Origin of the sequence: Fumia xinanensis (assembly GCF_014384905.1) — a bacterium.
GTDB classification, from domain to species: domain Bacteria; phylum Bacillota; class Clostridia; order Oscillospirales; family Ruminococcaceae; genus Fumia; species Fumia xinanensis.
This window is the reverse complement of record NZ_JACRSV010000001.1, coordinates 664457-676398: the sequence shown is the minus strand read 5'-3', so window position 1 is coordinate 676398 and position 11942 is coordinate 664457. Positions and strand designations below refer to the sequence as shown.

The window sequence follows — 11942 nt, the reverse complement described above, 5'->3', positions numbered from 1 at the left end:
TATTTTAGCAAAAAAATTATATTGTAGAGCAATTTAGTGATATTTCTATAAATTTGGGCAAAAAAGATTATTCCTTTATTCAGTTAAATAACTCTTAAAATAAAAAATAAGGCAAAAATATTAAGACAATTTAATTATAATATAAAGCAATTTAGTGTTATAATCAGTATTTAAGTAAATATTTTGTTTTATCGTCATTTTAATGAAGGCTTGTATACTCAAAACAAAATGTCCTCTTTTATAGAGAAAAAAATTTTATGTTTTCTGATAAAATAATCGCTGCCATTATATAATATTTTCTAATATTGATTTTCACATTCATTGGAAAGAGCACAGCCTGTCCTAAAACTAAAATCCGGCAAGGCAAGGAGTCACACTCCTCGTCTTGCCGGATTCTATGGTTTTGGATGATCTTTTTTGCTCAGGCGTTCAGTCGTCATGCGAACCCCACTGTCATAGCCACTAATATAGGCTTTTCTCAGAAGCGCTACCATTTTTTCCTGCATGCCTGATGAAAAGTCATCCATCATATTTTCGATCGTAAATTCTTCTAGAAATTTTTCAAAACCCCATTCCTTCATAGGCCGTTCCTCTGCCCGCTTCCTCCACAGGCTCTGACTTTCTCATCGTAGTTTTATCTCAACATATGAGTCCCAAGACTGCTATAACAGCATATGTTCCCTTAAAAGTGTTGGTGTCTTTCGACTAAACGCCCATTAACACAAGAAAAATATAGGGCAAAATACCCGTGACTGCCTTCATTCTCCTCTTATACTATATGCCGAAATGAGCAAAATCCCTGGTCTGGAAAGCTGGAAAAATCTAGCGGGGCAAAAAGGCCGGATGTAAACCGGCCTTTCTAAAATTTATTTTAGAGTAGACTCCAAAGCTGTCTGAAGCACCGGTTCTATGGTTTGGGCCATGCGGAAAAATCCCAGATCGTTTGGGTGGGTCGCGTCCACCGAGCAGCTGTCCCGATCTCGTCCATCATACAAACTCCATCCGTCGATGAAATAGACATTTTGATCCCCGCGGTTTTTAGCGTTGCGGTAGGTGCGGTAAATCACATCGCGGCGAGCCGACCAGTCAAAGGAAAAACCATTCGTGGTGGGATCGTTTTCCAAAAAAGTAGGCGCTGTGATAAAGATAACAGGGAGATCGGGACTTTTTTCCCGAAACTTCAAAAACATCTTTTCGTGAGTTTTTGCGAGATGTTCCGCATTTGGGGCATTGTAGTCGTAGTCGCACACAAAGACGCTGATGTCCAGGTCAGTCATGTAATCCACTACAGCATCCTCACCGCAGCAATTTCCAGAAAATCCCAAGTTAATATAGTCGATATCTAAATGGCGGGACAGGTATCCTTGGTAGCATAGTCCGGGACGAGAAGCGCAGGCTCCCTGGGTGATAGAGGAGCCGTAAAAGAGCACCGGTTTATCGAACCGATAGTGTCTGCCCTCCCCCACTGTTGCAGAATCCTGCAAACCGATGTACAGATTTTCTACAGGGCTGTATAAGGGAAAATTGATAGTCAGCTGCCGCATTTTTCGGTCGGGAAATTCAATAACGGCTTCATAGCCCTGTCCTTCGTGGGAAGGTGGAAAAAAAGTCCGGAAATAAGTGCTTCCCAGTTCGCCGTCCACATAGAGGTCAAATCCGGCAGAACCAGCCAGCGCCATGTGTCCCATGAGGCAGAGAGAAGGCATTTCGGTTTTTATCGCTACATAGGCAGAATCGGTGGAGAATCGGACTCGGCCGCCCGCCGTACAGAGATTTAATTCCTTTACACCGGCGCTTGTAGCCTCGGCAACCGCTTTGGGCATCCGGAGAAACTGGGGTTCATTTTTATAGTCGTATAGCCCGTAAACCTGAAAAGGTTCTTCCCTAACGTCTAGAAAAACCACATCTTTCTTATCGATAGTAGACTCCACTTTTAAATTTTTGTCAATATCCGATACGTTATTGTTGCCCATACTATATTCTTCCTTCCTGTTATCCCCAAAACACGTTATGCGGTTCGGGCCTTTTCTCTGTCCATATTACACGGATTAAAGGGAAGAGTCAACCCGTTAAATTCTACAAAAAAGTGACGAGATTCCCGGCAAGACATACAAATTCGACAGCAAAAAAGCGGAGCTCCCGCTCCGCTTTGCGTTATTTCCAATTAACCGATGGTCTTATTGTCCTTGAGCACCACGTCGTGAGCGCCGCCTTCTACAATGGAAGTGGAAGAAACCAGCGTCAGCTTGGCGTTTTTCTGAAGCTCCGGTATGCTCAGCACGCCGCAGTTGCACATGGTGGAACGCACTTTAGCAAGAGACTGAGTCACGTTGTCCTTCAGTGAACCGGCGTAGGGCACATAGGAGTCGACACCTTCCTCGAAGGAGAGCTTGGATGCGCCGCCCAAATCATAGCGCTGCCAGTTGCGGGCCCGGTTGGAACCCTCGCCCCAGTATTCCTTCATGTAGCTGCCGTTGATGTTAACCTTGTTGGTGGGACTTTCATCAAACCGGGAGAAATACCGGCCCAGCATGATGAAATCAGCACCCATAGCCAAGGCCAGGGTCATATGGTAATCGTGGACGATGCCGCCGTCGGAGCAGACAGGAACGTACACGCCGGTCTTTTCAAAATACTCGTCCCGAGCCTTGCAGACGTCGATGAGAGCAGTGGCCTGTCCGCGTCCAATCCCCTTCTGTTCCCGTGTAATGCAAATGGAGCCGCCGCCGATGCCTACTTTGACGAAATCCGCCCCAGCTTCCGCCAAGAACAGAAATCCCTCCCGATCTACCACGTTTCCGGCGCCCACCTTGACTGTATCGCCGTAGTTTTCACGAATATAGGCGATGGTGCGCTTCTGCCATTCGGAAAAGCCCTCAGAAGAGTCGATGCAAAGCACGTCCGCACCGGCCTCTACCAAAGCGGGAACCCGTTCTGCGTAGTCCCGAGTGTTGATACCTGCGCCAACCATGTACCGCTTGGAACCGTCCAGCAGCTCGTTGGCGTTTTCTTTATGAGTCGAGTAGTCCTTGCGGAAAACCAAGTATTTGAGGTTTTGTTTGTCATCGATAAGGGGCAGGGAGTTTAACTTGTGCTCCCAAATGATGTCGTTCGCCTCTTTGAGAGAGGTATTTTCCGGCGCGCAGATGAGCTTTTCAAAGGGGGTCATGAAATCCCGAACCTTTTCATTGAGCTCCATCCGGCTGACTCGGTAGTCCCGGCTGGTGACGATGCCCAAAAGTTTGCCGTTAGCAGTGCCATCCTCGGTTACAGCCACAGTGGAATGTCCGTTTCGCTCTTTCAAATCCAGGATGGTCTGCAAAGTGTCGTCGGGCTTGACGTTAGAGTCGCTGATGACAAAGCCGGCCTTGTAATTTTTGACCCGCATAACCATCTGGGCTTCGCTTTCCACCGATTGGGAACCATAAATAAAGGACATGCCGCCCTCTTTGGCCAGGGCGATAGCCATGTTGTCGTCGGAAACCGACTGCATGATGGCCGAAACCAACGGAATGTTCAGCATGACCGGAGATTCCTCGCCTTTTTTAAACTTCACCACCGGCGTCCGGAGACTCACATTCGAGGGAATGCACTCTGCGGAAGAATAACCGGGAACCAGCAAATATTCGCCAAAGGTACGGGAAGGCTCTTCAAAGATAAACGCCATTTCTTATCATTCCTTTCTGGTAGTAGGGCTCTGCCGACAATATAAACAACAAATTCTTTCATCATGATACGGAACACGTATAATTTTATCTATTTTACACCAAATTAACGGAAATGTCCATATCAGTAAGACAAATTTTTTTATTTTAGGCGTTTCTGGCATGATTTCCAAATCGAAGCAAAATTTTTAAGAACCGTTGTATAAAAATTTCCATAATACAGATAATATTGCTGAACTGTTTTCCGCAAAAATTCCGTTTTGCCAAATTCTCTGAAAGAGTCTGGAAAACGATATCAAAATAATCTGTTATGGAGGAAAGATAGAATGAAAGCTACTGGAATTGTCAGACGCATCGACGATTTAGGACGTGTCGTCATCCCCAAAGAAATCCGCCGCACTATGCGGATCCGTGAGGGCGACCCCCTTGAGATATACACGAACTCCGAAGGTGAGGTCATCTTCAAAAAATACTCCCCCATCGGTGAAATCGCAGGTTTCGCCGGGCAGTACGCCGAGGTGCTCCACAAGCTGGCGGGCCTTCCCGCCATTGTCTGCGACCGGGATCACGTAATCGCTGTCTCCGGCATCCCGAAAAAGGAACTGTTGGAGCGCCGGGTGACCCCCGCTTTGGAGGAACTGGCCGACAGCCGGAAATCGGTAGCCTGCACCGGCCCCGACGGCCCGAAAGTTAAGGCGGTGGAAGGGGTTTCCCGCTACGCGGTGGCCTGCTCCCCCATCATCGCCAGCGGTGACGTGGCGGGAAGCATCCTTCTCATTTCCGGCAACGGCGACGATGCCTACGCCACTGACGTGCAAGTGAAGCTGGTCCAGGCGGCGGCAGCCTTTTTGGGCAAACAGATGGAAGAATAGCATAGAGAAAAGAATCACCCCCGCGCTGTGGAAAATCACGGCGCGGGGGTGATTTGCGTCATTAATTTGTGTAGCAATGCTATACAATGTTTGTCCATTTTTTACTGCGTTTCGTATTATAATTTAATATATAGAAGAGAGAGGACGGTAACTACAATTTCCAAAAGAATAAAATGTTTCTTACTTTCTATTTTGGAAAATTCTTTCTAATCTAGAAAATATAGCATACAAAACTATGCTATATTGGTAACACAGTCGACTGATGATACGGAAAGGAGGGATGAAATGACGGATATTTTATTTGACGGAGATAAGCTTAAATACTTACGTGAAAAAAGGGTTGGTCTCTGCAAAAATTAGCAGAAGGACTCAGTACGCCGGAAAAGCCGGTTACTGCCGAACAGCTTCAGGCTCTGGAAAAAATCGTGGAACCCGTGACGATGAAAGACGTCATCGATTTTTGTTATGAACTTTGGAAAGAAGTAAAAAATCTGAAAATGCTGGTAGAATCACAGCATTCCGAGTAAATGACATCAAAGAAAAACAGGAACCGGGCCGGTTCCTGTTTTTTGTTTCCTATCTAATGTTATTACTCGTCCAGCGCCTTCCGCAAAGAAGCCACAAACTCTTCCACTGGGGCCGCCGCTTCCACTCCGTGCTCGGCCACCCGCTCGACGATGGCGCTGCCCACAATGACACCCTCGCAGTACTGCTTCATCACCTTGGCCTGCTCGGGGCTGGCGATGCCGAACCCCACCGCCGCCGGGGCCGCCGTATACCGCTCGATGGCGTCGAAAAACTCCTGGAAGTCGGTGGAAAACCGGTCCCGCACCCCGGTGACGCCGGTGGAGGACACACAGTAGAGAAAGCCCTTGGCCTCACTGGCGATCATCTTGATGCGCTCATGGGAAGTGGGGGCCACGAGGCTGATGGAATAGACCCCCGCGGCGTCGGCAAATCCCTTGATTTCGTCCCGCTCCTCAAAAGGCAGGTCTGGGACGATGACTCCATCGATGCCGCACTCGACGCAGAGGCCGAAAAACCGCTCGGTGCCGAAGCGGAAGATGGTGTTCACGTACATCATGAGCAGAAGCGGCATGTCGGTTTTCTGGCGCAGCTTGCGGACCATCTCGAAGATTTTTTTAAGGGTCGTGCCGTTTTGCAGAGAGCGCAGGCTCGCCTCCTGGATCACCGGCCCCTCGGCAACCGGGTCGGAGAAGGGCACGCCCAGCTCCACCATGTCGGCACCGCCCTTTTCCATAGCCAGCACCAGGTCTATCGTAGCGTCCAGGTTCGGGTCTCCCGCCGTCACAAAGGTGATGAGGGCTTTTCTGCCCTCCTGTTTGAGCTCTTTAAATTTCCGGTCGATTCTATTCATGGATTTGTACCCCCCTGTACCGCGCTACCTGATAAACGTCCTTGTCTCCCCGTCCCGACAGATTGATGAGCATGATTTCGTCCCTGCCCATCTGCGGGGCGATTTTCCGCGCCGCCGCTACGGCATGGGCCGATTCGATGGCTGGAATGATGCCCTCGACTCTACTGAGGTACTCGAAGGCGCAGACCGCCTCTTCGTCAGTGATGGCGACGTAATCCGCCCGGCCCTTCTGGTGCAGGTCGGCGTGCTCCGGCCCGATGCCGGGATAGTCAAGCCCCGCCGAAATGGAATACACCTCGTCGATCTGGCCCTCGTCGTTTTGCAGAAAGAGGGATTTCATGCCGTGGAAGATGCCGGGGGTGCCTTTTGTGAGCGTCGCCGCGTGGAGGGCGGTGTCCACCCCCCTGCCCGCTGCTTCCGCGCCGACCAGGCGGACGCTTTCGTCGGGGATGAAGTCGTAGAATGCGCCCATGGCGTTGCTTCCGCCGCCCACGCAGGCCACGACGCAGTCGGGAAGCCGTCCTTCAGCCTCCATTAACTGCTGTTTTGCCTCAATGCCGATGATTTTCTGGAAATCCCGGACCATAGTGGGATAAGGATGAGGCCCCATGACCGATCCGATGAGGTAGTAGGTGTTTTCGATGTTGGTCACCCAGTCGCGGAAGGCCTCGTTGACCGCGTCCTTGAGGGTTTTGGTGCCGCTCTCGACGGAGTTGACCTTCGCCCCCAAAAGCTCCATCCGGTAGACGTTTAAGGATTGGCGCTCCACGTCGGTGGCCCCCATATAGATTTCACACTCCAGCCCAAACAGCGCCGCCACCGTAGCTGTTGCCACGCCGTGCTGGCCTGCTCCCGTCTCGGCGATAATCCGCTTTTTGCCCATCTTTTTGGCCAAAAGCATCTGCCCTAAGACGTTGTTGATTTTATGGGAGCCGGTATGGTTTAAATCTTCCCTTTTAATGTAGATTTTTGCCCCGCCCAAATCCTTTGTCATCTTCTCCGCATAATAGAGCATGGACGGCCGCCCCGCGTAATCCCGATAGAGAGCGTTCAGTTCTTCAATAAACTGCGGATCGTTTTTATAATGATCATAGGCTTCGTTTAATTCGTTCACCGCCCGCATGACGGTCTCGGGGACGTATTGCCCACCGAAATCCCCAAATCTTCCAATCTTGCTCATGATTTCCCATTCCCTTCTTCATCCGCTATCCAAGCGGAACTGCCGCAAACAAGGCGGCGATTTTATTTCTGTCTTTGCAGCCGTCCGGGCCTTCCACCCCGCCGGAAATGTCGATTCCGAAAGGGTGCATCGTCCGTATGGCTTCTATGATATTCAGCGGCGTAAGCCCCCCGGCCACGAAAAATGTATTTTTCGGCGGATGCTCCGCCACTATGTTCCAGTTGAAAGATTTTCCCGTGCCGCCATAGACTTTTTCAGTATAACTGTCCAGGAGCAGGATGTCAACATCTGTCGAATCCGCCTGGACGATGTCACCCTCCTCCCGGACACGAACCGCCTTCCAGATGGCGGTTCCCGCCGGCAGCAGCGTACGCAAGCGCCGGATGTACGTCCCGTCCTCGTCCCCGTGGAGCTGTACCGCCAAAAGCCCGCAGAAATCGGCAGTCTGTGCCACTTCCTCCGGCGGGGCGTTGACGAACACCCCCACCGGCTTCACCCGAGAGTCGAGCTTCTGGATCAGCTCTGCCGCCTCCCGCGCCGTCACCCGCCGTTTGCTCTCCGCAAAGACGAAGCCCGCGTAATGTGGGAGGAATTCGTTGAGGAAATGAATGTCTGCTTCCCTGCGGATGCCGCAAATCTTCACCTGAACCGGCATAACGCCCCTCCTTTACGAAAGTCCCCGCAGCTGCCGCAGTTTCGCCGCCATGTCTCGGCTTTTCATCAGCGTTTCCCCGATGAGCACCGCGTCGGCGCCATGCTGTCGCACCGTCTTCATGTCCTCCCGGCTCCCGATGCCGCTTTCGCTGACTTTGACGACACTTTTTGGAAGCCGCCCCACCAGATTTTTCGTCGTATCCAGCGAAACCCGAAAGGTTGCCAGGTCCCGGTTGTTGATACCAATGATGTTAGCCCCCGCTTTTATCGCCGACTGAAGTTCCACTTCGTTGTGCACCTCGGTAAGGCAGTGAAGCCCCAGGCTTTTTGCAATGCTCATAAAGCTCACCAGCGTTTCAGTGTCCAAAAGCGCCGCGATCAGCAGGACGGCGTCCGCCCCAATGACCCGCGCCTCGTAAATCTGGTATGGGTCGATGATGAAATCCTTCCGGAGAATCGGAAGGCGCGTCGCCTTGCGGACTTCCTTGAGATATTCGCTCCCCCCCTGAAAGTAAAACTCCTCTGTTAGGCAGGATATGGCCGCCGCTCCGCCTTTTTCATAGGCTTTGGCGAACTCGGCGGGACAGAAATCCTCCCGGATGACCCCTTTGGAGGGAGAGGCCTTCTTTACCTCGGCGATCACCGAAAGCCCCTCCATTTTGAGTGCCCCGTAAAAATCCAGCACTGGCCTTTTTGCTTCTAGTGCGAGCTTCTGCATCTCTTCGCATGATATTTTCTGCTTTTCCCGAGTGAGCTGCTGATGACGTTTTTCTACAATTTCGTCCAGTATCACGTTTTCGTCCCTTTCTATTCCTTGGCCAGAGCGTTCGTCTTGTCTTTCAGGGCGTTCAGCTTCTCAAGAGCTGCGCCGCTGTCGATAGATTTTTTCGCCATCTCGATGCCCTCTCCGATTGAGGAGGCGGCCCCCGCCGTGTAGAGGGCGCATCCGGCATTCATCAAAACGATCCCCCGTCTCGGGCCCCGCTCTTTTCCGCTGAGAATGTCCACGGTGATGCGTGCGTTTTCCTCTGCTGTCCCGCCGACGATCTCGTCAAGTTTCCCTTCCAGCACCCCGAACTCTGACGGCCGGATGGCATACTTGATAAGTTTCCCTTCCCGGATTTCACAGACCTTAGTGGGGCCGGAGATGGATATTTCGTCCAGTCCATCCTCCCCGTGGACCAGCATGGCCCCCTTGACGCCCAGATTCATCAGCACCTGTGCCATGGGCTCCATAAGCGCCTCGTCGTACACGCCTAAAAGGATGTAGTCGCTGGCCGCCGGATTGGCCAGCGGACCCAGGATATTAAAGACGCTGCGAACCCCGATTTCTTTTCGGGGCATGGCGGCGAACTTCATGGAACCGTGAAAAGCCGGAGCGAATAAGAAGGAAATACCGCATTCTCTGAGGCACTGGGCCGCCTCGTCCGGCGAAAGGCTCAGAGTGAAGCCCAGGGCTTCCAGCACATCGGCGGCGCCGCTTTTGCTGGAGACACTGCGGTTGCCGTGTTTTGCTACCGCCGTTCCCGCCCCCGCGATGACAAAGGACGAGGTGGTGGAGATGTTGAAGGTGTTCGCCAAGTCACCGCCGGTGCCCACGATGTCGATGACCGGGAAGTCGTGCTTCACGTTTTTGCCCTTTTTCCGCATGACCTGGGCGAAGCCGGTGATTTCCTCGGTAGTCTCCCCCTTCATCCGCAAAGCAGTGAGAAAGGAGCCGATCTGAGCGTTGGTGGCTCCGCCGCTCATGATGCAGGTCATGGCGTCAAAGGCCTCTTCCCGGGTCAAATTCTCCCCTTCAATGGCCTTGAAAATGTAGGGTTTCAGGGCGTTTCGCTGGGCGGGCGGGATTTCACTCTGAGGAGTATTCAGCGGCGTTACCGAAAGGTTAGGCACCAGGTTTAAGAAGTTTTCCAGCATCCGTCCGCCGCATCCCGTCAGGATGGACTCCGGATGGAACTGGAGCCCATAGGTCAGGTGCTCTTTGTGCTTCACCGCCATGATCTGCCCCACTTCGTCTTCGGCGAGGATTTCCAAGGTATCGGGCAGGCTCTCCCGCTGGATGATGAGAGAGTGGTACCGGGCCACTTCGATACTTTCCGGCAGCCCCGCCAAAATGGGGTCACGTTTGAGCAGCGTTATGCTGCTGGCCTTACCGTGCATCAGCTGGATGGCGGGCACCACCTTGCCGCCAAAAGCCTCCCCAATTGCCTGATGGCCCAGGCAGATGCCTAAAATGGGGATTTTGCCGCTGAAATGCCGGATGGCCTCTTCGGAAATGCCCGCCGAGCTAGGGTATCCGGGGCCGGGGGAGACGATTAAAGCCTGCAAGCCCATCTTTTCCATCTCGTCGATGGTGATTTTGTCGTTTCGCACCACCTGTATATCCGGGCAAAGGGGGCCGATGGCCTGGTAAAGGTTATAAGTGAAGGAATCGTAGTTATCTAATAGTAAAATCATCTGAAATCATCCTTTCCGGGCCGCCCTCATTCCGCGTCGGCCTCTTCCATGGCGCGCAAAACGGCGTTTGCCTTGTTTCTTGTTTCCTCGTATTCCTTTTGAGGGTCGGAATCCGCCACCACGCCGCCCCCTGCCTGGACGTAGGCCCTGCCATTGCGGTAAAGTGCCGTCCGGATGGCGATGCAGGTGTCGATGTTGCCGTCAAAGCCCAGATAGCCGATGGTGCCGCCATAGAGGCAGCGCTTTTTGTTTTCGAGGGCGTCGATGAGCTCCATGGCCCGCACCTTGGGCGCACCGGACAAGGTCCCCGCCGGCAAGGCCGCCAATAAGGCGTCCACCGCCGTTTTGTCCTCCCTGAGGATGCCCTTTACATCGCTGACCAAGTGCATCACCTTGGAGTATCGTTCCACCTGCATGAAGTTCGTCACTTCCACGGTGCCGAACTTTGAAACCTTCCCCACGTCGTTGCGTCCCAAATCTACCAGCATGGTGTGCTCCGCCCGCTCCTTGGGGTCGTGGAGAAGGGTTTGTTCATTTTGCCGGTCCGCCTCTTCGGTGAGCCCCCGGGGAATGGTCCCGGCGATGGGTTTTGTGGTGACGATGCCCTTTGTGACGTTGACGAGCATCTCAGGGGAAGCCCCTGCAATTTCGTACCCCTTGCACTTAAAATAATAAAGGTAGGGGGAAGGATTCGACGATCGAAGCTGCCGATAAACCGAAAATGCGTCCGGCGGGTTTTCAATTTCGAACCGCTGGGAGGGCACGATCTGGAAAATATCCCCGGCAACGATGTGTTTTTTCGCCTCCTCCACCATCTTCATGTACTGCTCCTTGGTAAAATTGGAGCGAACCGTCATGGCGGGCTTTTGGGATTTTTTCGCCGGCCCCGGCCGGTAATTCTTGATTTTTAAAACCAGCGCCTTTGCTCTCAATTCGCACTGTTCGTACTGCTCTTTCACATCCCCGCCCCTGCGGATGTTCATAATTACCACCGTTTTGCTGCTCAAGTGGTCGAAGGCAACAATTTCATCGTATAAAAACAGGTTGCAGTCGGGGAGCTTCAAATCGTCCTCCGGCACCTTCGTGAGGGTGGGCTCCATGTACCGAACGGTGTCGTAGGAGAAGTAGCCGACGAGTCCGCCGGTCATTTTCGGCTTATTGGGGAAGGTCGGCGACTGATAGTCTTTCATCACATTGGACAGAAAACCCGCCAAATCAGTGAAAGATGTGCACTCCTCTCCGTCTTCGGTGATTTTGACTGCGGCGCCCTGCTCAATCCGCAGCTCTAATTTGGGACGAACGCCGATGAAGGAGTATCTGCCCCATTGACTGCGGTTGTCCACGCTTTCCAGGATAAAACAGGTTCCTTCGCCCTGCTGGAGGGCGTCGAAGATGTGGATGGGTGTAAAGGTGTCGGCCAGGGCCTCATAGAAAACAGGCACGACCGGATAGTCGTGAAGCAGGCTCTGAACGTCATCAATGGTTGGATACAGCATCGTTATGATCTCCTTTTCGTATATTTTTTGGGTTATTCTAATAGAATTGGATCTGCCTAGATACATTTGAGCAACAAAAAAAGCCCATCATCCCTACACATGGGACGATAGACCTCGTGGTGCCACCCAATTTCGAGAATAATGAACATTCTCCTCATTTCAGGTACGCAGCGAATCACATGACTTCAGGTACGCAGCTTCGCATCAATACCCTATCCTTTAACGCAGGAATTACGT

The 11942-nt window shown here is 52.2% G+C and carries 10 protein-coding genes and 1 other annotated feature (1 of these 11 cut by a window edge); of the genes, 1 reads left to right on the top strand and 9 read right to left on the bottom strand.

The window, feature by feature from the left end; all coding sequences use genetic code 11:
• Positions 1-395: 395 nt before the first annotated feature.
• From H8710_RS03225 to H8710_RS03215, 3 genes are all read right to left on the bottom strand, one after another.
• Positions 396-581, bottom strand: a complete 186-nt coding sequence (locus tag H8710_RS03225) for a hypothetical protein (protein WP_249293967.1) — start codon at positions 579-581, stop codon at positions 396-398.
• Positions 582-866: 285 nt separating this feature from the next.
• Complete coding sequence (locus H8710_RS03220) at positions 867-1973, bottom strand: SGNH/GDSL hydrolase family protein (RefSeq protein WP_249293966.1); 1107 nt, start codon at positions 1971-1973, stop codon at positions 867-869.
• A gap of 191 nt (positions 1974-2164) precedes the next feature.
• Positions 2165-3667, bottom strand: coding sequence for an IMP dehydrogenase (locus H8710_RS03215; RefSeq protein WP_249293965.1), 1503 nt, complete (start codon positions 3665-3667; stop codon positions 2165-2167).
• Between the two features lie 324 nt (positions 3668-3991).
• Here H8710_RS03215 and H8710_RS03210 point away from each other — a divergent pair, with 324 nt between their 5' ends.
• Positions 3992-4537, top strand: coding sequence for a stage V sporulation T C-terminal domain-containing protein (locus H8710_RS03210; RefSeq protein WP_249293964.1), 546 nt, complete (start codon positions 3992-3994; stop codon positions 4535-4537).
• Positions 4538-5126: 589 nt separating this feature from the next.
• On the opposite strand, the gene trpA is transcribed toward H8710_RS03210, so the two are convergent.
• Genes trpA through trpE form a run of 6 tightly spaced genes read right to left on the bottom strand, consistent with a single transcriptional unit; the run spans position 5127 to position 11705 of the window.
• Positions 5127-5915 (bottom strand): tryptophan synthase subunit alpha, encoded by a 789-nt coding sequence (trpA, locus tag H8710_RS03205; protein ID WP_249293963.1) that lies wholly within the window; start codon positions 5913-5915, stop codon positions 5127-5129.
• Positions 5908-7095: a tryptophan synthase subunit beta gene (gene trpB, locus H8710_RS03200; RefSeq protein WP_249293962.1), complete on the bottom strand. Its 1188-nt coding sequence runs from the start codon at positions 7093-7095 to the stop codon at positions 5908-5910. Before trpB ends, trpA begins: the two co-directional genes overlap by 8 nt.
• 25 nt (positions 7096-7120) lie before the next feature.
• Positions 7121-7750 carry a phosphoribosylanthranilate isomerase gene (locus H8710_RS03195; protein ID WP_249293961.1) on the bottom strand — a complete coding sequence of 210 codons (630 nt, stop codon included), beginning with the start codon at positions 7748-7750 and terminating at the stop codon, positions 7121-7123.
• Positions 7751-7762: 12 nt separating this feature from the next.
• Positions 7763-8542, bottom strand: a complete 780-nt coding sequence (gene trpC / locus H8710_RS03190) for an indole-3-glycerol phosphate synthase TrpC (RefSeq protein WP_249293960.1) — start codon at positions 8540-8542, stop codon at positions 7763-7765.
• Between the two features lie 14 nt (positions 8543-8556).
• Positions 8557-10209, bottom strand: a complete 1653-nt coding sequence (locus H8710_RS03185; protein WP_249293959.1) for a bifunctional anthranilate synthase component II/anthranilate phosphoribosyltransferase — start codon at positions 10207-10209, stop codon at positions 8557-8559.
• A gap of 26 nt (positions 10210-10235) precedes the next feature.
• Positions 10236-11705: an anthranilate synthase component I gene (gene trpE, locus H8710_RS03180; RefSeq protein ID WP_249293958.1), complete on the bottom strand. Its 1470-nt coding sequence runs from the start codon at positions 11703-11705 to the stop codon at positions 10236-10238.
• Positions 11706-11802: 97 nt separating this feature from the next.
• Positions 11803-11942: a binding site (T-box leader), on the bottom strand (it continues 140 nt past the right edge of the window).

Coding starts and splice junctions, on each gene's coding strand:
- trpE (WP_249293958.1), bottom strand. CDS start 11,705: ATGCTGTATCCAACCATTGATGACGTTCAGAGCCTGCTTCACGACTAT.
- H8710_RS03215 (WP_249293965.1), bottom strand. CDS start 3,667: ATGGCGTTTATCTTTGAAGAGCCTTCCCGTACCTTTGGCGAATATTTG.
- trpA (WP_249293963.1), bottom strand. CDS start 5,915: ATGAATAGAATCGACCGGAAATTTAAAGAGCTCAAACAGGAGGGCAGA.
- H8710_RS03185 (WP_249293959.1), bottom strand. CDS start 10,209: ATGATTTTACTATTAGATAACTACGATTCCTTCACTTATAACCTTTAC.
- H8710_RS03195 (WP_249293961.1), bottom strand. CDS start 7,750: ATGCCGGTTCAGGTGAAGATTTGCGGCATCCGCAGGGAAGCAGACATT.
- H8710_RS03220 (WP_249293966.1), bottom strand. CDS start 1,973: ATGGGCAACAATAACGTATCGGATATTGACAAAAATTTAAAAGTGGAG.
- H8710_RS03210 (WP_249293964.1), top strand. CDS start 3,992: ATGAAAGCTACTGGAATTGTCAGACGCATCGACGATTTAGGACGTGTC.
- trpB (WP_249293962.1), bottom strand. CDS start 7,095: ATGAGCAAGATTGGAAGATTTGGGGATTTCGGTGGGCAATACGTCCCC.
- H8710_RS03225 (WP_249293967.1), bottom strand. CDS start 581: ATGAAGGAATGGGGTTTTGAAAAATTTCTAGAAGAATTTACGATCGAA.